The following is a 17,069-nucleotide window of genomic DNA, read 5'->3' as shown; positions in this document are numbered from 1 at the left end:
GATACCGATGGAGTACCTGCAGAACCTGCTCACCGTGGTGTGGGCGTTGCGTGGCGTGATCGCGTTCGTCGCGTTCATGGTCCTGATCGCGCTGTGGCTTGACGCGCGCCACGACCGGGACGAGGCCCGCGCCGAGCTGCGTGGGCTCATCTTCGAGAACCGCGACCTGCGGGCAGCGCTCGGTGAGCGGCACCGTCAGATCCCGGCCCGTCGGAAGAAGCCGATCATCGCCGGCCGGGTGATCCCGTGGTGACGCTCGGCAACGCCGCGGCCGAGGCCGTGCTGACCAATGCCGTCGAGACCGCCGCTGACGAGATCGCCCGCGGCCTCCACGCGACCGCCCGCGCCACCCTCACCGACGGCATCCGCGTCGCCGACCGACTCCTGGCGGTGGCGTGATGGCGACCATCACCTCGAGCATCCGCAACACCCGCGCCGCGGCCATGGTGCTCGACCAGGCAGAGCAGGCCGGGCTGCCGGACCCGATGGCCGTCAGCATCGGCCGCGAGTACGACACCGAGGGCTCTCGGCACACGCCCCAGATCCGGCTGCAGTTCAGCAGCGCCGACGACCTGGTCGCGTGGGCGAGGCACCTCGACGTCGAGGTCACGTCCCACTCGACCATCGCGACCGCATCGTTCAGCACCCGGATCGCGTCGGTCTGGCACCACGACGCCATCGCCGAGTGGATGGACGTCGCCCTCGCCCTGGCCGCGGTCACCGAGCACCCGCTCCGGCCGCTGGCGGTGGTCCCGTGACGAAGGTCGTGATCGACACCCCGATCTCCGAGGAGACCCGCGCCGCGATCGCCGAGGGCTGGGCGGCGTACGAGGCCGCGACCGAGGAGCACGGCCCGTCGGACGAGTGGGACCGCCGCGTGATCGACCAGGTCATCCGGCACCTGTGCCGGCAGGGCCGCCCGTTCTCCGCGAACACGATGCGGCCGCTGTTGCCGGAGGTCCGCAAGTGCCTGATCTCCAGGCGGCTCATCGCCGCCCAGAACGCCGGCTGGGTCCGCTACGTCGGCGTCACTCCCTCAACCCTCAAGTCCACGAAGGCGGCACGCGTGAACGTGTACGCCCCGATCCCCGGAGCCCTCGATGACTGAGCGCCTCATCACCCTGCCCATCGACAAGGTCCGCGCCCACCCGGACAACCCGCGCATCGCCGCAGCCGCTGACGACGAGCTCGTCGATTCGATCCGCGTCCACGGCATCATCGACCCGCCGCTCGTCGCGCCGGACCCCGACGACCCCGACGGCGCGCTCCTCCTCGACGGTCACCGCCGCTTCGATGGCGCCACCCGGGCAGGCCTGACGGAGCTGATGCTTCGGATGCGGGACGACCTGGTCACCACCGCCCAGCAGATCGAGGTCATGGCCATCACCGGCCTGCAGAAGGAGCTGCTGTCGCCGGTCGAGGAGGCCAAGGCGTACGAGCAGCTCCAGCTCCTCGGCATGGACGAGGCCACGATCGCGAAGTCGACCGGCTTCACGAAGAAGCGGGTCCACCAGCGGCTGCGCCTCACCGGCCTGTCGCAGAAGGCCCAGCACACGGTGCACCTCGGGCAGGCGACCCTCGGCGACGTCGAGGCGTTCCACGAGTTCGCCGACGACCCCGACGCGGTCGCCCAGCTGGAGAGGGTCATCGGGACCGACGACTACCGGGTGACGGTCAACCAGCTCCGTAGTCGCCGCGACCGGATGGCCAAGCATGCCGCGATGGTCGCCGAGTTCGAGGAGCTCGGCGCGAAGAAGGCCGATGCCGGGCACCTCGACTGCTCGAACCTGACCGCCTGGAACTGGCGCGACACTCCCCTCGCAACGGCCGAGGGACATCCCGGTTGCCTCGCCTACATCGACTACGGCGCCGACTCATACGCCGAGCCCCGGCTGGTGTGCTCGAACCCGCAGTCGCACCGCGATGCCGCGGCCGACGCTGAGGAGGAGAAGGCCGCGGCCGAGCGGGAAGCCGAGTACGAGGCCCAGCGGGCTGAGCAGGCCGCCGCAGCCGAGCGGGAGAAGGCTGCGGCGACCGCGCGGCAGGAGTGGCTGGTCGAGCACTTCACCGGCCTGTTCCCGGTCAAGGGCAACGGCAAGCTCGCCGAGACGCTGACCGGCGTCCTCCCGGCTCTGCTCGGCGACGTCCGCATGGGTGACGTGCTCACCGATCACCTCGCCGCGGTCGGCGCGACCCGCCCCGAGGTCGGCACCTACGCCGCGCAGCGACAGGCCGTGCTGGACGCGGCGCTCGAGCTGACCGTCGCGAAGCCGGCGCAGACGCTGGCCGCGCTCGGCCGGTTCCTCGGCCACTGGGTCGCCGGGCTGCTGACCGAGTCCTACGTCGACGACGAGGAGCTGCCGCTCGTGCTGTGGATGTGGGACTGGCTCGCCGCGTCCGGCTACCCGATGTCGTCCGTCGACACCGCCCGCCACCAGACGCTGACCGCCCGGGCCGCCGAGCAGGACGCCGACGAGGGCGACGCGGCGTGAGGGCTCCTGCGCCGGCGCGCGAGTGCAACAAGCCCGGCTGCACCGCCCGCATCGTCCTCGCCCTCCGGGTCGACACCCACCGCTGGGTGCCCTACGAGGCCGAGACCCGCGAGGGCGACGCCCAGGCCGGGTGCCACGTCCTCGTCGGCGACCAGGCGTGGAAGCCCCTCGCGCTGGCCGAGCACTTCCAGGTCCAGTTCGAGCTCCCGTCGCTGGAGAAGGCACGCGAGCTCGTCACGGAGTACCCGCACCACCGTCCGCACCTCCACCTCACCGAACCCGAAGGAGCCACCTCCCGATGACCACACCGCACATGCGCCCCGCGCTCGACGTCATGGCCGAGCTGCGCCGCGGCCGGCTCCACGCCGAGCTCACCGAGGGTCTGCACGAGCTGATCTCCGCCGCGCTCGACACCGGCCGCAAGGGCGAGCTCCTGCTCAAGCTCACCGTCGACCCGAAGAAGGTCAACGACTACGAGACCCCGCAGATCGAGATCTCCGACCAGGTCGTCGTGAAGCGCCCCCGCCGGGTGTCGAACCCGTCGATCTTCTTCGTCTCCGACGACGGCGCGCCCGTCCGGACCGACCCCAACCAGGAGGAGTTCAAGGGCATCCGTGGTGTCCCGTCCTCCGACACCGACTTCGCCGACGCCCGGTCGGCGGCCGCCAACGACCGAAAGGCCAACTGACCCATGTCCGACACCTTCGATTACACCCACGGCGGCACGTCCGCCGCCATCACCGCCGGCATCGAGCTCGCCGAGCCCCAGCCGCTCGACCCCGACCAGCGGTTCTACAGCCAGATCGTTCCCGCCGGCGCGCGGGTCGAGGTCCACGACCTCAAGGCCCTCAGCGAGGTCATGGCCGAGAACCCGCACCGCAAGAGCGGCACCGTGAAGGTGCATGACGCCGACGGGTTCATCCGCTACCTCGCGAAGCACGGCCTCGCCGCGTCGGAGGTCTGGGCCAACCCGGCCGGCCGCCAGCTCGTCGGCGTGATCAACGCCCACTCGCAGTCCGACACCGGAGTCGACGAGGGCATCGCCGGTCACGGTGACCACCGGGTCGAGCTCGAGCTCATTCACTCCCCGGAGTGGAAGACCTGGCTGGAGCACGACAAGAAGTGGATGAACCAGGTCGCGTTCGCCGAGCACCTCGAGGACAACGCCGTCGACGTCGTCGACACCCCCGGCGCCGACTCCGCGACCATGCTCGAGATCGCCCAGTCGTTCTACGCCGCCCAGACCGGCGCGTTCCGCCGCTCCGAGCGACTCGACAACGGCTCGATCTCCCTGATGTGGGAGGAGACCTCCAACGCCCGCGCCGGCGAGACCGGTGACATCGAGATCCCGAAGATCTTCGTGATCGCGATCCCGCCGTTCGTCGGCGCCGACCCGGTCGAGCTGACCGCCCGCTTCCGGTTCCGGATCCGCGAGGGCCAGCTCTCCCTGTCGTACGCCCTCCTCAACGCCGACCTGGTCCAGCGCAACGCGTTCCTCGACATCGTCAACGACGTCCGCGGCGAGGTCGACCAGCCCGTGTTCCTCGGACGGCCGGCGTGATCCGCGCCCTCTTCCGCCTGTTGGCCGGCCGCTCCGCGCGGCCGGCAGACGGCCCGGGTTGCGGCTGCCACCCGTGGTTCCACGAGCTCGGCGTCCACCGCCCCCGCCTCACGAAGGAGCAGGCATGACCGCGACGACCTGGCGTGAGGGCGCGTGGATGCAGACCTTCACCGGCCGCCAGTTCTGGCCCCTCGACCCGCGACCCGACGACATCGACCTCGATGACATCGCCCACGCCCTGGCCCGCATCTGCCGGTACGGCGGCCACGTCCACGGCTTCTACTCCGTCGCCGAGCACTGCGTGCACCTGTCCCGCTGGTTCACCGACGACCGCGACCTCGCGCTCTGGGCGCTGATGCACGACGCCGCCGAGGCGTACGTCGGCGACATGGTCCGCCCGCTGAAGCACCACATGCCGACCTTCCAACAGGTGGAAGACCTGATCCTCGAGGCGATTGCTGTCCGATTCGACCTTCCTCGCAGCGAGGGTCTGATCCCCACCGCCGTGCACGAGGCCGACAACCGGATCCTGCTCGACGAGCGCGCAGCGCTCCTCACTTCCACCGAGCACGCGTGGTCGGTCGAACACCTCCAGCCCCTGGACGTGCCGATCGTCGGCTGGCCGAACTGGGTCGCCGAGGTCCAGTTCCGCCAGCGGTTCCAGGAACTGACCACGTGAGCACCGCGACCGTCGCCGGCGCGCTGCTCCTGCTCTTCGCCGGCGCGGTCGCGCTCATCCACTGGCTCGACACCCACCCGCCCACGACCCGGAAGGACGACAACGGCTGATGGTCCAGGTACTCGGCAACGCCACCACCGGCAACACGTACAACGACGTCCGCGTCGACCTTCCTCGAGACACCTCCACGATCCGGCCCGCGCACAGGCCGTGGTGCGTCGACTGCAAGCGCAAGGACCGCGAGCTCGACAGCGACCAGCGCTGCCCGCAGTGCGCCCGCGCCGCGGTCACCCGCGCCGAGGGCGCCGCCCGCCGCGCCGCCGCCGAGCAGGCCACGGCCGAGGCGAAGAAGGTCCAGAAGCACAGCACCACCACCCAGAAGCCGCCCATGGAGGGTAAGCAGGGCAAGCCCACGACGCGGAGTAGCGCACCGCGGGCGACTCAGACCAGCGACGTGCCGGACCGCGGCCGCACACCGGGCAGGGCTCCCGGCGTTGGTTCCTCCGCACACCGGGAGAAGAACCCGCCGACGGTCCAGGAGACGCGCCCTGTGACCGTCGGCGGCCCCACCGCTGAGCAGATCCTCGACGCGCAGGTCGAGAACGCCGCAGCGCTGCTGCGCGACACGGCGAATCACCCGCACCCCGCTGTGCAGGCTGAGCGAGCCGCGGTCATCGCCGGGCTCGAGGCGCTCCGCCTGCTGGTCGAGCTGACCACGCCGGCATCCCGTCCGGCACCCGTGGCGCAACCGAAGCGTGGTCACGGAGGACCGGAGCGCATGGTGCTCCCGACCGAGCAGATCATCGCGGCCTACAAGGCCGGCCAGACCCTCGGACAGATCGCCGAGGTCCACCGCTGCAGCGGCCCGACCATCGCCCGCCTCCTCGAGGAGAACGGCGTACCCCGTCGCGGCGCCCCCGTTCCTCGCACCACCGAGCTGACCGAGCAGATCCGGCGCCTGTACGAGGACGAGCACCTCACCCAGGCCGAGATCGCCGAACGCATCGGCCAGACCGTGAAGGTCGTCCACAACGTCATGCGCGAGGCCGGGATCGACCGCCGTCCCGCCAAGGCACGCCACGGCCGCGACAACGCCCAGGGACTCAAGCAGAAGATCGCCGACCTCGGTGTCACCGCGGCGGAGATCAAGCTCTGGGCGATCACCGCCGGCCACCTCGACCAGATGCACCGCGGCCTCCCGAGGCGCGAGCTCGTCGACGCGTACGCCGCTGCCCACCGAAAGGACTCGGTCGCATGAAGGCCATCAGCATCCGCCAGCCCTGGGCCGGCGCCATCGTCCTCGGCTGGAAGCCCGTGGAGAACCGGACCCGGATGTTCTCCCACCGGGGCCAGGTCCTGATCCACGCCGGCCAGTACCTCGCCACCGACTACGCGACCGCGGCCGACCTCATCGAGGAGCACGCCGGCGTCGCCGTCGACCCGCTGTTCGCGCTCCGCAACCAGTCGGCGGCGTGGGAGCTCGGCGCGATCGTCGGAGTGGCCGACCTGCACGCCGCGCACCGCGGCTGTGACGGTTCCTGCGCCCCGGGCTGGGCGTTCCCCGGCCAGGTTCACCACCTGCTCCGCGACGCCCGCCCCCTGCAGCGCCCGATCCAGTGCCCCGGACGGCTCGGGATCTGGGAGCCCGACGCCGATGTCCTCGTCGCCGTGAAGGAGGTGTGGCCCCGATGATCGGGACCGACGACCGTCGCCACGGATCCCGCGCCGGGTACCTCGCAGGCTGCCGCCAGAACTGCTGCACCGAGCCGAACTTCCGATACCAGAAGCGCTCCAGGCTCCGACTCCAGCGCGAGGGCACGCAGATCATCGACGCCCGGCCGGTGCTCGAGCGCGTCGAGTGGTGGCACGCCCGCGGCGTCTCGCTCACCGCCATCACCCGCGCCGCCGGGATCGGCGACGGCACCCTCCGAGACCTCGCCGCCGGCGTCCGTGACGTGTGCCTGAAGGGCACCGCCACCGCCGTGCTGAGCCTCACCTGGGACTCCCCGCCCGACCACGCCCTGTGCGGCGCCGACCTCACCAGGGCACGGATCTTCTCGATGATGGCCGCCGGCCACCCGCTGGCGTGGATCTGCGACCAAGCCGGCGACCGACTGCCCATCTCGGGCCGGTGGCGCCAGCAAGAGCGCGTCTCCCTCGCCACGGCGCGGACGATCCAACGCGTCTACGAGATCGCCCCGCTGGCCGGCGACTCGCGAGCCACAGCGGTCAAGGCGCGGAACAAGGGTCACCGACACCCGCTCGCGTGGGACGACCCCGGTGTGCCGGCGATGCCGTTCGGGTGGACGCCAGACGCCCCGGCCGAGCGCCGCGGCGCGGGCCGGCCTGAGGTCGCGCCCGACAACGTCGAGGACTTCGACTGGCTCGTCTCCCACGGCGTGCACCCTGAGGTCGCTGCCGAGCGCGTCGGCGTGGCCTACGAGACCATCCGCGACCAGCGCCGCCGGCTCGAGCGGAAGGCCTCGTGATGGCCACGCACAACGACTGCTCCTGCAGCGACCTCGAGGTCCAGATACTCCATGAGCTGGTCGAGGCCGGCCACGACCAGCGCGAGGTCTCCCACCTCCTGTGGGGCGACCCCGCCCGTGCGTCGACCGCGACCACCCTCGCGTTCACCCAGCGCCACACCCGCCGCTGGGTCCGCCAGTCCTTCACCGCCGCATTCCCCTGGCTGCGGCTCTCGGGAGGTGCCGCCTGATGACCTGGTTCAAGGTCGACGACAAGCTCCACGACCACCGCAAGGCACGCGCCGCCGGCAAGGCCGCCATGGGCGTGTGGGTCCTCGCCGGCTCCTGGTCGTCCGACCACGGCACCGGAGGGTTCGTCCCGGCCGACGTACTGACCCGCTGGGGCACCCGCGCCGACGCCAACAAGCTCGTCGCCGTCGGCCTCTGGACGCCGGCCGAGCACGACGGCGAGAAGGGTTGGCGCTTCCACGAGTGGGTCGACCGCAACCCCGACGCCGAGTCAGTCGCCGCCATGCGCGGCGCGAAGTCCGGCGCAGGCTCGCTCGGCAACCACCGCCGCTGGCACGAGAAGCGCGGCCTCACGGTCCCCGGCTGCGAACACTGCGACTCTGTCAGCGAATCGCACACGGATCGCACCGTGCGATCGGTTAGCGAATCGGTTGCGAATCGCCCCGCTCCCGTACCCGTACCCGATGCTGCTGCAGCAGCATGCGATGCAATCGCACAGCCGCTGCCGCCGCCGCTCGAGATCCTCCGCTCCGCCCTCGAAGCCCGGAAGCTCGTCGTCCGCTGGGACGGCCTGAAGGCCGCCCAGATCGCCGAGATCGAGCACCTCGTCACCGAGCACGGCGACGCCGCGCTCGTCACACAGGCGCTCCGCGAGTTCCGGCCCGACAAGCCGATCGTCTTCGCCCAGGGCTGGATCCCCGGATGGCGCCAGCTCCGCAAGCCCGGCGACCTCGCCGCCGTCCCCGACGACCCCTGCACCGAGCCGGGCCACACCGGCACCACCAGGCACTGCGTGCAGTGCGCCTCCGAACGAAAGGCCGCCCGATGACCACGACCCAGCCGATCTGCTACCTCGACGTCGAGTCCGACGGCCTCCACACCGGACGGCAGGTGTGGGAGGTCGCCATCATCCGTCGTGAGCTCGGCGCCCTGGACAAGGAGCACCACTTCTTCGTTCGGGTGCCCGACTTCCGCCTCAGCGATGCGTACGGCCTCAGCGTGGGCAAGTTCTTCGACCGGCACCCTCGCGGCCGCGAGCTGTCCGGCAAAGCACCACTGCCCGCCGACGTCGAGCTCCTGTCGACCCGGGCCGCGGCAGAGCGCGTACACCAGCTGCTGTTCGACGCTCACGTCATCGGGGTCAACCCGACCTTCGACGTGGTCTCCCTCGCGCCGCTGCTGCGAGCTGAGGGCCTTCCCTCGGAGCCGTGGGACTACCACCTCGAGGACCTGGTCGCCGAGACCGTCGGCTACCTCCGCGGCCGCCTCGCTGTCGACCCGCAGTACGTCGTACCGACGGTCGACGGCAGCATCGCGCTCGCTCGTGATGTCGTCGGGCTGCGCTGGAAGTCCGACGAGCTCGCGGCCGCGGTCGGTGTTAGCCCGGCGCCGGGCGAGGACCGCCACACCGCCCTCGGGGACGCACGCTGGGCGCTGCGCTGGCACGACGCCCTCACCGGCATCACCTCCAGTGCTGAGGCCGCAGCGTGAGCCTCCGTCGGTCCGCCCTCGGGCGCCGCAGCGAGCTGCGTCGTACGCCGCTGCAGCAGACGAAGCCGATGGCCCGGGCGAGGGCAGTTCGCGCTCAGGTCGCGAAGGCCCGACGCGACACCGGTCCCACGCGGGTTCAGCGTGACGTCGTCGAGGACCGGGCCATGGGCTGCTGCGAGATGTGCGGTGTCCCGCTGATCGCCTGGTCCCACACCGGCGCCCGGACGTCGTACCAGCCGCACTCGATCCACCACCGCCAACCCCGAGGCATGGGCGGCACCAGCCGCCTCGAGATCAACTCGCCTGCGAACCTGCTCCTGGTCTGCGGGACCGGGACCAGCGGATGCCACGGCTGGATCGAGTCGAACCGCACCGAGGCCTACACGTTCGGGCTCCTCGTCGGCGCCGGCGCTGACACCGCCGCGGTGCCGCTCCTGCTCGAGGGAGGCGACTGGTACTTCCACGACCACGACGGCGGACGTCGGCCCGACCCGCGCTGGAGGCCGGCATGAGCGGCCGCGACCCGATGGCGTGTGGCACCACGTGCCCGTCGTGCGGGAAGCTTCGGTTCTCCAGCCGGGCCGCGGCGAAGCGCGGGATCCGGCAGATGCGCGGCGGTGGCCGCGGAGGCAGGCACCTCAACGCCTACCGGTGCGGCGACTTCTGGCACATCGGCAACCTCCCGCCCAGCGTGACCGCGGGCGAGGAGTCCCGCGACGACCTGATCCCGCGCCGGAGGCGGTCATGACGCTCCTCGGTGTTGTCGACCAGCTCACTCCGGAGGAGCAGGCGCGCGAGCCTCGCGACCTGGGCGTCATCGCGTACTTCGACGGCTACGCCGCCGGCGGCGGCCAGGGCCGCCATCAGGTCTTCCCGCGGCGCATCACCCGCGGCGAGGAGCGCTGCTGGCGCGAGGGCTTCGCCGAGGGCCGCACCGAGCGGGTGTGCCACTCGTGGCACGGCTTCAACCGCTGTCCCGGCGACCATCCGCCGACCGTGAACCCCGACCCGTGGTGGAAGGAAACCCCATGACCTACACAGTTCGTCCCCTTTCGGACCGCACCTGGTTGCGCGATCCCGCCGACCGGAAGTCAACGCGCTTCAGCGCGAAGTGGGCCGAGACCGAGCAGCTGCTGCTCGACGAGGTCGCCCACCTCGACGGTCGCGATCTCGTCATCGAGGTTGACCTCCGCGAGCAGGACCTCCGCCTTGACGGCACGATCCGGTCGAACGCCCGAGAGGCCACCACCCCGGCCGTGATCGTCGCATTCGAGTCGAAACACGGTCCGATGCTCTACCGCTGCGACACCTTCGAGGCGCCGTACACCTGGCAGGGCAAGCACTGGCAGCACAACGTCCGCGCGATCGCTCTCACGCTGCAGTCGCTCCGCGCCGTCGACCGGTACGGCGCAACGGACACCGGCCAGCAGTACACCGGGTTCAAGGCCCTTCCCGCCGGCCGCGCGATGCCGCCCAGCCACATGACCACCGAGGCGGCGTACGACGTTCTGCGCGAGCTCCTCGGGTCCGAGGTCGTGATCAACAGCGACAACGACGACTCCGCCCTGATCCGTCGGGCCCGCGCCGCCGCGCACCCCGACCGCAACGGCGGAGACCGCACGCAGTGGGACCGCGTCGAGCAGGCCGCCGCCGTGCTCGGAGTGACCCGATGAGCGACCACGACCTCGACGCGCTGGAAGCGGTGGCGAAGGCAGCCACGCAGAACGACTGGCAGGTGCTCGACAACATCCACGGTGACCCGATCGTCCACGAGGTCGGTCGCGGGATCCTGTCCGGCGGCGGGGTCGCGACCGCGTTCCACCGTGAGGACTACGGCCGAGCGAACGCCGCCCACATCGCGACCTTCGACCCGCCGACCGTGCTCGCCCTGATCGAGCGGCTGCGGCAGGCCGAGGCCGAGCGGGACCGGTGGAAGGGCGTCACGGCCGACCAGGAGGATTCGGCAGAGCGACGTCGCACCGAAGCAGCGGCGCTCCGCCGGCAGGTGGCCGACCTGACCGCCGAGCGAGACGAGGCACGGGCCCAGCACGAGGAGTGCCACCGCCGCGTCCGCGCAGCGGCCGAGGCTGCCGGGCAGAAGGTCGCCGCGCTGGCCGAGGTGGTCGAGCGGATCAACAAGGCGCTCGGCTCGTTCCACGCGTCCGACGACGTTCACGCCGCGACGATCCTGCTGGTCGGTCGGCTCGAAGGCGCGCTGTCGTTGGTCGCCGCCGCTCCCACCCCGCCCGCCGAGACCGAGGAGGCGGCCGGCTCCGGCTACTGCCCCGACGCCTGTACGTGGCCGCACGACCACCGCTTCGAGCGCGACGGAGTCCCGTGGCCCGCTCGCGGCGAGCCCGCGATCGAGCGGTGCCCCGAGTGCCGCCACATGCCGCACGGGTCGCTCGGGTTCTGCCCGAACCTCGCATCGGACCACGACTGCTCGTGCACCTACACCCCGCCCACCACCGACGCCGAGGAGGCGACCGAAGCATGAGCACCAATGTCACAGCCGCTGTCGAGCGGGTCCGCGAGTTCCTTCGTATCGTGCCGATCGGTCGCCCCCACGTCGGAGACGGTGCGATCGCCAGCGTCAGCGGCCTGGGGAGCCTCACGATCGCTGATCTTCGGACAGTGACCGATGCGGCCAGCGTGCCCGTGATCGACGCCACGCACATCGAGCACCAGCGCGCGTGGTCGACGGCGACGTTCGGACCAGCCGAAGCACGAGGCCCGCGGGGACCGCTCGCTCACATCCGCAAGGAGCTGGAGGAGGTCGACGAGGACCCGTCGGTGCTCGAGGAGTGGGTCGACGTGATCATCCTCGCGTTCGATGGCGCCTGGCGTGCCGGCCACGAGCCGCAGGCGATCATCGACGCCGTCAAGGCCAAGCAGGCGAGGAACGAGGCCCGCGAGTGGCCGGACTGGCGCGGCGTCCCGGGGGACCAGGCCATCGAGCACCTCCGCCACCTCGACCCCTGCCCGGTCGGTGGCTTCCACGCCTACCGGGGCGACACCGAGCGCTGCGCTTGCGGTGCTCCTGGCCCGGAGCTGCCCACCCCGCCCGCCGAGGCCGAGGAGATCGAGGACGGTTTCGGCGGCTACTGGACCACCTGCGGTACTGGCTGCGATCTGCAAGTCGTGCGCCCCGGGAAGGTCCAATGCAACCGCCGCTCGCCGTCCTGCCCGGATCGCCCCACCCCGCCCACCGAGGCTGAGGGGCAGGGCTGATGGCCGTCTGCGAGCCCTGCTGGAACGAGGCATATCGGCAGTCCCGACTCCTCGGCGGCAGCCAGGTCGACCACTACCAGCGCCTGATCGACCTGCTGCCCAACCACCCCCACACCACCCCGCCCACCACCGACGCCGAGGAGGCGCGTGACCATGACTGACCCGACCTGCCGCGCCTGCTACGCGGCCACGCTGACCGACGCCGAGCGCGAGCGGTTCAATGCCGAGCCGGTCACGACCAGCATCTACTTCTGCGCCGACCACCAGAGGGCGATGGACGACGTGCTCGCACGACTTCCTCAGATGCAACTCGTCAAGACCCACGCGCTCGGGTTCGAGTTCGGACCCGCCGACCTGCCTGTGGCGGACGCGGGGACGAGAAACGAGGCGGATCGGTGAGCCAGATCCCTTCTGCCGCCAGCATCGCGGCCCGCCGGTCCCGCGACCGGTACGAACGCTGCCCGTACTGCCCCAGCACAGGCGTGACCGGCACGCACGTCGACCGATGCGCCGACGTCGCCCGCTACCGCAAGGCAGCGGTGACGGCCGGCGACGCAGCCGGCGTGCCCGAGGTGGTCGTGCTCGACCTCTGGAGCCACGCGCGAACGCGACTCAGCAGCGAGCTCTACGCGACCGAGATGGTCCAGGTGATGCTCGACCTTGGCTGGCGGCCAGTCATCGGCCACGGCGAGGTCGAGTGGGCTGTCGTCGCCGACGGCCGGGTCATCCACATCGCCGACGCCGCCTGCCCCGCCGACGTCCTCGCCGGCGCCCACGGTCACGGCACCCACGGCCCCCTCGGCGTCGCCCACCGCACCGTGACCCGCACGCCCTGGCAGCACCTCACCGACACCCCGAAGGAGACCCACGATGGCCCGTGACGACGGACGCCTGGCCACCCACTTCGGCAAGCCCTACATGTGGATCGTCAACCAGCGCGGCCGCCTCGAGCTCGTCGCACTCAGCGCGGTCGCCGAGACCGCCCGCGCTGTGGCCGACGTGCTGAAGTCGCCGGTGCCGCCTGGCGCGCCGCAGCCGAACACGTGGGCGGTAAAGCGATGACGTGGCTGCGCAGCGCCCTCGGCGCCAGCCGCGTCATCGGCGACCTGGTTGCGACCGTCGTGGCCGCGGTCGTCGTACGCCCCGCCGCCCGGCTGCTCCAGCTGATCGACGACGCCCACGATGTTGAGGACGACGACTGCGCTACCGGGACCTGCAGCCACCGCTGGGAGACCTCGACCGTCGACGGCGGCGACAACGTCCACGTCATCCCGCTCCGCGACCGGATCGACCACGCCGAGGACGAGGACTGCGTCTGCGGCCCAACCACCCACGCCGTGTTCCGCCCGAGCGGCTCCAACGGCTGGCTCCACGTCCACCACTCGCTCGACAACAGGGAGGCCATCGAGTGAACACCACCCCCACCACCGACCCGATCGTGAAGGTCGCCCGCGACCTCACCGAGATCACCCGCTGCTTCGAGGAGCTCCGAGCCCAAGCCATCGCCGACGGCGGCAACCCCGACCTCCCCGGCGGCGCCGCCATGGTCGCCCTCGGCCCCGTCGCCGACCTCGAGACCTGGGCCAACCTCAACGACACCACCGCGGCCTACCAGGACCACCCCGACGAGCACCTCCGCCGGATCTACACCAGCGAGCCCGACGAGGACGACGACGACCGCTGGCCCCCGCAGCAGGTCATCGCCTACTGGGCCGGCCGGTGGCGGGCCGTCCGCGGCGAGGACTACGACGGCCTGGTCCGCACCACTGCCTCGGAGCTCAACTACGTCCGTGAGGCGCTCGGCTGGGCCCGCGACCACGAACCGCAGTGGCTGACCTTCACCACCGACGTACGCCGCGCCCGCCTCGCTGCGGAGAACCTCGTCGCCGAGGGCTACCGCGCGGACCGCTCCCGCATCGTCTGCGACCGCGACGGCTGCGGACGCCACCCCCGACTCGTCAAGGCCTACAGCCCCCGCTACCTCGCCGGCTGGCGCTGCGCCGGCTGCCAGACGTTCACCCCGGCCGAGTACCGGTGCACCGACCGCAACCACGCGCAGCCGCCGTCTGCCGCGCCTTGCGAGCGGCTCACCGGTCCACGGAAGGCGCGGGTCCGCTGCGGCTCCCCGACCGCCGTCGTGACCGAGCCGCCGGCCGCGTGCTTCAACGCGCGATGCGCCTCGTTCGACCCGCCGGCCGAGGTCCTCGCGAGCGACCCCGGCCGCGACACCTGGAAGTGCCCGTCCTGCAAGCACCGCTACACCGACGACGAACTCCTGCGCGCCCACGGACGGATGCTGTGGCGCCCCGAGGCCGAGCGATGGGTCCGAATGCAGGAGGCCGTCGCGACCCTGAGGTCCCAGGGCCGCGGCGAGCGGACCATCCGCCGCTGGCTCGCACCCCGCCTCGAGCTCGTCGACCGCTGCACCGAGTGCGCAGCAATCTGGGAGCACCAGGAGTACCCGGCCTGCCCCGCCACGCTCCCGCCCGAGGAAGACGGCGGCGAGCCGGTCGAGTGCGGCGGCCTGCTCGAGGAGCGCTGGCACGGCGACGCGGAAGCCGTCGTCGACGGCTGGTGCGACCCCGCCACCCACGTCACCTGGCTCTGGTGGCCCGACCTCTGGCGCCTCCACCTGACCACCCGCACCACCCCTCGCGCGGCGAGCGCCTAAGGCTGGTCGCCGTCGGTCTCCTCGGCCGTGCTGAAGAGCGAGTACGCGTCGAGGTCGAGTCGCTGTACAGGTAGCTCCAGCTCGCCGCTGAAGACGCCATGCACCTCGGCGGCGGTCAAGCGCCAGCGTGCGGTCACTGTCTCGACCTGCGTGTCGATCGGCCAGACGATCAGCACGACATCGTCGTCGTCAGACAGCCGAGTCTCGTCAGAGCGCAGGTCGTCGAAATGCAGAGTGAGCTGCGCCGGCTCCTCCTTCTTGATCGTCGTGATGCCGTCTCGACTGTTGCTACTCACCAAGGATCCCCGGGGAATCGGCGGCAAGTAGGCCAACGAGGAAAGGCTGTCCGTGCCCCAAGGTTCCGGGCGATCACCGGGCAGCCAGCTGATGTCGTCGCCCTTCTCGATGGCAGGCTCCCACTCGAGCGCTCGCACAGGCCCGTCGAACTCGATGTCGAGCCGGACATCCCGAAGGTAGGTCATCGTCTTGTTGATCACCTTGATGCAGATCCCGGGCCTGGCCTTGGCAAGGATTCCCCGCACTCCTGCGAACGGGTCCCCAAGGGCCGCCTCTCGCCACTCTTCGACCTCTGCCTCGAACTGCGCGCGCGACCGCCGGTCAGGCATCAGCAGGCGCGCAGCGGTCACCATGCCCGCCACCGACTGCCGTCCCGGCGTGGGCGGCACCATCGCGTCAGCGACACGGTTGATCTCGTCAAGGAACGGCTGCTCATCGACGCGACACCCGACCACGTCCGCCTCGATGGACACCTCGATCTCGATCGGCTTTGAACCTGACGACCGTCGCCGCGTCATCTCGCGTACTTCATCCCCGGTAGCGCGGCGCGTGTCACCGTCTCCACGAACGTAGATTCCACCGTCGACAAGCCCGTCGAGCCCGTCTGCTCGACACGTCCACGGCTGGTCCTCGCCGACCGGTCGGTCGACCACAACCATGATCACGTCGTGGTCTTGGTCGACCCTGATGCGCTCGAAGTCCCAACTCGGCCCGTCCGCACCAATGAACTTCGTTACGGCATCAGCGAGCTCGTGAGCCTCGAAGGCTCCCACCCCAGGCGCCTGGCCACCACCGACCCCGATGACGAGAATCGCGCATCCATCGAAGCGCTTCGCCGACCTGACGGGATCGCGGTTCGCGGCGGCCAAGACGAACTTCGCCACCTTGGCACGGCCCGACTTGGAGTTGAGATCGATGTCCGACTTCACCTCCAAGAAGTAGCGCTCGACTCGGTCATCGGAGTCTTTGACGTATTCCAGGAGGGCCCGCCGCCCAAGCTCGCCCGTCGGCAGCTTCGTGAGATCGAAGTCGGTCACGACAGCAATCTCATCAAATCGACCCCGCGACGGCACCACGGACTTGAGACTGACTCAGAATGTCGCTGCCATCTTCTCAGGCGGAACCGCCTCAAGACCGCTCCGCAACGCCTTGGCGCTGCGGTGCCAGCGGACGCCGGCTGCGTCGGTGAAGTAGAAGTTCAACTCGATAGACACGTTCTCGTGGAGTTCGCCGTTCGCTTGAATGAGAAGGCCTTGCGGCACTTTGACACCGTTCGGACCCCACACCTGCACTTCGATCGGCTCCGCTTGGGGAGGGAGAAACGCCGTGCGGTAGACCGACTCGACAGTGCCGACGATTGCTCCTGTGGCAGCGAGCAGCGTGGTTTCGACATCGACCCGCACCGACGTGACCGGCACAGGTGAAGCGTTCCGCAGCTTCAGGATCGCGCCACTGATGTCGGACGTTCTCCAGAACTCGGTTCCGTCGGGGTCGGTGTCGTAGTCACCGTCACCGAGGTGACACTTCGGCCAAGCCGCCACTAGCGCTGCCTGTCCGCTGCGGTCTGACTGAAGTCGCTGGTCTTCGCGCTGTAGCTCCAGCTCGAGAGTCCGGCCCACCAAGATCGCCGCCAGAACCGCAGCACCGAAGGCGGCGACCGTAGCCAGAGCCTCGATCCAACCTGCCGCGTCTGACCAGTCACCGTCCGTGAAGTACGCCACGGCGCAGCCCGCGCTGATTACGAGCAGTGCGCCCGCTGCACCTCCAAAGAGCATCTGCGGCGTCAGCGGGACTCGCTTCTCAGGCACATTCGACACGCGCAGAACCTACGCCACCGCCAAGCCTCGCGGATGTCGAATCGTCCACGCTATGCTTCTGGCACCGGATGGGTGAGCGACCGCATCCCCTGATACCGGAATCGGCCCGCCAA

Annotated in this window: 29 protein-coding genes; 27 read left to right on the top strand and 2 right to left on the bottom strand. The window is 70.7% G+C overall.

From position 1 onward, the window contains the following. The first annotated feature begins 7 nt into the window (after positions 1–7). The 27 genes from AC2YHB_RS13210 to AC2YHB_RS13080 all read left to right on the top strand — a co-directional run bounded on the left by AC2YHB_RS13210 (position 8) and on the right by AC2YHB_RS13080 (position 14,842). Entirely contained in the window at positions 8–253 is a 246-nt protein-coding gene (locus tag AC2YHB_RS13210; RefSeq protein WP_487354109.1) for an RNA-binding protein, read from the top strand. Further along, positions 250–399 carry a hypothetical protein gene (locus AC2YHB_RS13205; RefSeq protein WP_487354108.1) on the top strand — a complete coding sequence of 50 codons (150 nt, stop codon included), beginning with the start codon at positions 250–252 and terminating at the stop codon, positions 397–399. Before AC2YHB_RS13210 ends, AC2YHB_RS13205 begins: the two co-directional genes overlap by 4 nt. Next, the gene (locus AC2YHB_RS13200) at positions 399–758 is read left to right on the top strand and encodes a hypothetical protein (RefSeq protein WP_487354107.1); all 360 of its coding nucleotides are present in this window, start codon (positions 399–401) and stop codon (positions 756–758) included. Before AC2YHB_RS13205 ends, AC2YHB_RS13200 begins: the two co-directional genes overlap by 1 nt. Continuing rightward, entirely contained in the window at positions 755–1,108 is a 354-nt protein-coding gene (locus AC2YHB_RS13195) for a hypothetical protein (protein WP_487354106.1), read from the top strand. The genes AC2YHB_RS13200 and AC2YHB_RS13195 overlap by 4 nt, the downstream gene beginning before the upstream one ends. Next, complete coding sequence (locus AC2YHB_RS13190; RefSeq protein WP_487354105.1) at positions 1,101–2,492, top strand: ParB/RepB/Spo0J family partition protein; 1,392 nt, start codon at positions 1,101–1,103, stop codon at positions 2,490–2,492. The genes AC2YHB_RS13195 and AC2YHB_RS13190 overlap by 8 nt, the downstream gene beginning before the upstream one ends. Further along, positions 2,489–2,794, top strand: a complete 306-nt coding sequence (locus tag AC2YHB_RS13185; RefSeq protein WP_487354104.1) for a hypothetical protein — start codon at positions 2,489–2,491, stop codon at positions 2,792–2,794. The genes AC2YHB_RS13190 and AC2YHB_RS13185 overlap by 4 nt, the downstream gene beginning before the upstream one ends. Next, entirely contained in the window at positions 2,791–3,180 is a 390-nt protein-coding gene (locus AC2YHB_RS13180; protein WP_487354103.1) for a hypothetical protein, read from the top strand. The genes AC2YHB_RS13185 and AC2YHB_RS13180 overlap by 4 nt, the downstream gene beginning before the upstream one ends. 3 nt (positions 3,181–3,183) lie before the next feature. Beyond that, on the top strand, positions 3,184–4,053 hold the full coding sequence (locus AC2YHB_RS13175) for a DUF2303 family protein (RefSeq protein WP_487354102.1): 870 nt from the start codon (positions 3,184–3,186) through the stop codon (positions 4,051–4,053). Positions 4,054–4,177: 124 nt separating this feature from the next. Then, the gene (locus AC2YHB_RS13170; RefSeq protein WP_487354101.1) at positions 4,178–4,732 is read left to right on the top strand and encodes an HD domain-containing protein; all 555 of its coding nucleotides are present in this window, start codon (positions 4,178–4,180) and stop codon (positions 4,730–4,732) included. Positions 4,733–4,841: 109 nt separating this feature from the next. Beyond that, complete coding sequence (locus AC2YHB_RS13165; RefSeq protein ID WP_487354100.1) at positions 4,842–5,990, top strand: COG3415 family protein; 1,149 nt, start codon at positions 4,842–4,844, stop codon at positions 5,988–5,990. After that, positions 5,987–6,424, top strand: a complete 438-nt coding sequence (locus tag AC2YHB_RS13160) for an ASCH domain-containing protein (protein WP_487354099.1) — start codon at positions 5,987–5,989, stop codon at positions 6,422–6,424. The genes AC2YHB_RS13165 and AC2YHB_RS13160 overlap by 4 nt, the downstream gene beginning before the upstream one ends. Continuing rightward, positions 6,421–7,221: a hypothetical protein gene (locus AC2YHB_RS13155; protein ID WP_487354098.1), complete on the top strand. Its 801-nt coding sequence runs from the start codon at positions 6,421–6,423 to the stop codon at positions 7,219–7,221. The genes AC2YHB_RS13160 and AC2YHB_RS13155 overlap by 4 nt, the downstream gene beginning before the upstream one ends. Continuing rightward, positions 7,221–7,451, top strand: a complete 231-nt coding sequence (locus tag AC2YHB_RS13150) for a hypothetical protein (RefSeq protein ID WP_487354097.1) — start codon at positions 7,221–7,223, stop codon at positions 7,449–7,451. Before AC2YHB_RS13155 ends, AC2YHB_RS13150 begins: the two co-directional genes overlap by 1 nt. Next, entirely contained in the window at positions 7,451–8,278 is an 828-nt protein-coding gene (locus AC2YHB_RS13145) for a hypothetical protein (protein ID WP_487354096.1), read from the top strand. Before AC2YHB_RS13150 ends, AC2YHB_RS13145 begins: the two co-directional genes overlap by 1 nt. Next, complete coding sequence (locus tag AC2YHB_RS13140) at positions 8,275–8,940, top strand: hypothetical protein (protein ID WP_487354095.1); 666 nt, start codon at positions 8,275–8,277, stop codon at positions 8,938–8,940. Before AC2YHB_RS13145 ends, AC2YHB_RS13140 begins: the two co-directional genes overlap by 4 nt. Further along, positions 8,937–9,452: a hypothetical protein gene (locus tag AC2YHB_RS13135; protein WP_487354094.1), complete on the top strand. Its 516-nt coding sequence runs from the start codon at positions 8,937–8,939 to the stop codon at positions 9,450–9,452. The genes AC2YHB_RS13140 and AC2YHB_RS13135 overlap by 4 nt, the downstream gene beginning before the upstream one ends. Then, on the top strand, positions 9,449–9,688 hold the full coding sequence (locus tag AC2YHB_RS13130) for a hypothetical protein (RefSeq protein WP_487354093.1): 240 nt from the start codon (positions 9,449–9,451) through the stop codon (positions 9,686–9,688). The genes AC2YHB_RS13135 and AC2YHB_RS13130 overlap by 4 nt, the downstream gene beginning before the upstream one ends. Further along, a complete protein-coding gene (locus AC2YHB_RS13125) occupies positions 9,685–9,972 on the top strand; it encodes a hypothetical protein (protein WP_487354092.1) in 288 nt (95 codons plus the stop codon). Before AC2YHB_RS13130 ends, AC2YHB_RS13125 begins: the two co-directional genes overlap by 4 nt. Next, positions 9,969–10,613, top strand: coding sequence for a hypothetical protein (locus AC2YHB_RS13120; protein ID WP_487354091.1), 645 nt, complete (start codon positions 9,969–9,971; stop codon positions 10,611–10,613). The genes AC2YHB_RS13125 and AC2YHB_RS13120 overlap by 4 nt, the downstream gene beginning before the upstream one ends. Next, on the top strand, positions 10,610–11,437 hold the full coding sequence (locus AC2YHB_RS13115) for an ead/Ea22-like family protein (RefSeq protein WP_487354090.1): 828 nt from the start codon (positions 10,610–10,612) through the stop codon (positions 11,435–11,437). Before AC2YHB_RS13120 ends, AC2YHB_RS13115 begins: the two co-directional genes overlap by 4 nt. Continuing rightward, complete coding sequence (locus tag AC2YHB_RS13110) at positions 11,434–12,171, top strand: dATP/dGTP pyrophosphohydrolase domain-containing protein (protein ID WP_487354089.1); 738 nt, start codon at positions 11,434–11,436, stop codon at positions 12,169–12,171. Before AC2YHB_RS13115 ends, AC2YHB_RS13110 begins: the two co-directional genes overlap by 4 nt. Further along, positions 12,171–12,332, top strand: a complete 162-nt coding sequence (locus AC2YHB_RS13105) for a hypothetical protein (protein ID WP_487354088.1) — start codon at positions 12,171–12,173, stop codon at positions 12,330–12,332. The genes AC2YHB_RS13110 and AC2YHB_RS13105 overlap by 1 nt, the downstream gene beginning before the upstream one ends. Continuing rightward, positions 12,325–12,570, top strand: coding sequence for a hypothetical protein (locus AC2YHB_RS13100; RefSeq protein WP_487354087.1), 246 nt, complete (start codon positions 12,325–12,327; stop codon positions 12,568–12,570). The genes AC2YHB_RS13105 and AC2YHB_RS13100 overlap by 8 nt, the downstream gene beginning before the upstream one ends. After that, positions 12,567–13,052 (top strand): hypothetical protein, encoded by a 486-nt coding sequence (locus AC2YHB_RS13095; protein WP_487354086.1) that lies wholly within the window; start codon positions 12,567–12,569, stop codon positions 13,050–13,052. The genes AC2YHB_RS13100 and AC2YHB_RS13095 overlap by 4 nt, the downstream gene beginning before the upstream one ends. After that, complete coding sequence (locus AC2YHB_RS13090; protein WP_487354085.1) at positions 13,042–13,233, top strand: hypothetical protein; 192 nt, start codon at positions 13,042–13,044, stop codon at positions 13,231–13,233. Before AC2YHB_RS13095 ends, AC2YHB_RS13090 begins: the two co-directional genes overlap by 11 nt. Next, complete coding sequence (locus tag AC2YHB_RS13085) at positions 13,230–13,583, top strand: hypothetical protein (RefSeq protein ID WP_487354084.1); 354 nt, start codon at positions 13,230–13,232, stop codon at positions 13,581–13,583. Before AC2YHB_RS13090 ends, AC2YHB_RS13085 begins: the two co-directional genes overlap by 4 nt. Continuing rightward, positions 13,580–14,842 carry a hypothetical protein gene (locus AC2YHB_RS13080; RefSeq protein ID WP_487354083.1) on the top strand — a complete coding sequence of 421 codons (1,263 nt, stop codon included), beginning with the start codon at positions 13,580–13,582 and terminating at the stop codon, positions 14,840–14,842. The genes AC2YHB_RS13085 and AC2YHB_RS13080 overlap by 4 nt, the downstream gene beginning before the upstream one ends. On the opposite strand, the gene AC2YHB_RS13075 is transcribed toward AC2YHB_RS13080, so the two are convergent. Both AC2YHB_RS13075 and AC2YHB_RS13070 read right to left on the bottom strand, forming a co-directional pair. Then, positions 14,839–16,176 (bottom strand): hypothetical protein, encoded by a 1,338-nt coding sequence (locus AC2YHB_RS13075; protein ID WP_487354082.1) that lies wholly within the window; start codon positions 16,174–16,176, stop codon positions 14,839–14,841. The two genes, AC2YHB_RS13080 and AC2YHB_RS13075, sit on opposite strands and share 4 nt — an antisense overlap. Before the next feature lie 54 nt (positions 16,177–16,230). Then, the gene (locus AC2YHB_RS13070) at positions 16,231–16,956 is read right to left on the bottom strand and encodes a hypothetical protein (RefSeq protein WP_487354081.1); all 726 of its coding nucleotides are present in this window, start codon (positions 16,954–16,956) and stop codon (positions 16,231–16,233) included. Positions 16,957–17,069: the final 113 nt, after the last annotated feature.

It is taken from the genome of Nocardioides sp. SRI_004 (assembly GCF_057586415.1).
Note: the sequence above shows the minus strand (reverse complement) of the source record. Positions and strands in the feature narration are given on the sequence as shown.

Bases quoted from the DNA above. Each gene is read 5' to 3' on its own strand.
- AC2YHB_RS13210 (WP_487354109.1), top strand. From the start codon at position 8: ATGGAGTACCTGCAGAACCTGCTCACCGTGGTGTGGGCGTTGCGTGGC.
- AC2YHB_RS13200 (WP_487354107.1), top strand. From the start codon at position 399: ATGGCGACCATCACCTCGAGCATCCGCAACACCCGCGCCGCGGCCATG.
- AC2YHB_RS13190 (WP_487354105.1), top strand. From the start codon at position 1,101: ATGACTGAGCGCCTCATCACCCTGCCCATCGACAAGGTCCGCGCCCAC.
- AC2YHB_RS13180 (WP_487354103.1), top strand. From the start codon at position 2,791: ATGACCACACCGCACATGCGCCCCGCGCTCGACGTCATGGCCGAGCTG.
- AC2YHB_RS13175 (WP_487354102.1), top strand. From the start codon at position 3,184: ATGTCCGACACCTTCGATTACACCCACGGCGGCACGTCCGCCGCCATC.
- AC2YHB_RS13170 (WP_487354101.1), top strand. From the start codon at position 4,178: ATGACCGCGACGACCTGGCGTGAGGGCGCGTGGATGCAGACCTTCACC.
- AC2YHB_RS13165 (WP_487354100.1), top strand. From the start codon at position 4,842: ATGGTCCAGGTACTCGGCAACGCCACCACCGGCAACACGTACAACGAC.
- AC2YHB_RS13160 (WP_487354099.1), top strand. From the start codon at position 5,987: ATGAAGGCCATCAGCATCCGCCAGCCCTGGGCCGGCGCCATCGTCCTC.
- AC2YHB_RS13155 (WP_487354098.1), top strand. From the start codon at position 6,421: ATGATCGGGACCGACGACCGTCGCCACGGATCCCGCGCCGGGTACCTC.
- AC2YHB_RS13150 (WP_487354097.1), top strand. From the start codon at position 7,221: ATGGCCACGCACAACGACTGCTCCTGCAGCGACCTCGAGGTCCAGATA.
- AC2YHB_RS13145 (WP_487354096.1), top strand. From the start codon at position 7,451: ATGACCTGGTTCAAGGTCGACGACAAGCTCCACGACCACCGCAAGGCA.
- AC2YHB_RS13140 (WP_487354095.1), top strand. From the start codon at position 8,275: ATGACCACGACCCAGCCGATCTGCTACCTCGACGTCGAGTCCGACGGC.
- AC2YHB_RS13130 (WP_487354093.1), top strand. From the start codon at position 9,449: ATGAGCGGCCGCGACCCGATGGCGTGTGGCACCACGTGCCCGTCGTGC.
- AC2YHB_RS13125 (WP_487354092.1), top strand. From the start codon at position 9,685: ATGACGCTCCTCGGTGTTGTCGACCAGCTCACTCCGGAGGAGCAGGCG.
- AC2YHB_RS13120 (WP_487354091.1), top strand. From the start codon at position 9,969: ATGACCTACACAGTTCGTCCCCTTTCGGACCGCACCTGGTTGCGCGAT.
- AC2YHB_RS13115 (WP_487354090.1), top strand. From the start codon at position 10,610: ATGAGCGACCACGACCTCGACGCGCTGGAAGCGGTGGCGAAGGCAGCC.
- AC2YHB_RS13110 (WP_487354089.1), top strand. From the start codon at position 11,434: ATGAGCACCAATGTCACAGCCGCTGTCGAGCGGGTCCGCGAGTTCCTT.
- AC2YHB_RS13105 (WP_487354088.1), top strand. From the start codon at position 12,171: ATGGCCGTCTGCGAGCCCTGCTGGAACGAGGCATATCGGCAGTCCCGA.
- AC2YHB_RS13100 (WP_487354087.1), top strand. From the start codon at position 12,325: ATGACTGACCCGACCTGCCGCGCCTGCTACGCGGCCACGCTGACCGAC.
- AC2YHB_RS13090 (WP_487354085.1), top strand. From the start codon at position 13,042: ATGGCCCGTGACGACGGACGCCTGGCCACCCACTTCGGCAAGCCCTAC.
- AC2YHB_RS13085 (WP_487354084.1), top strand. From the start codon at position 13,230: ATGACGTGGCTGCGCAGCGCCCTCGGCGCCAGCCGCGTCATCGGCGAC.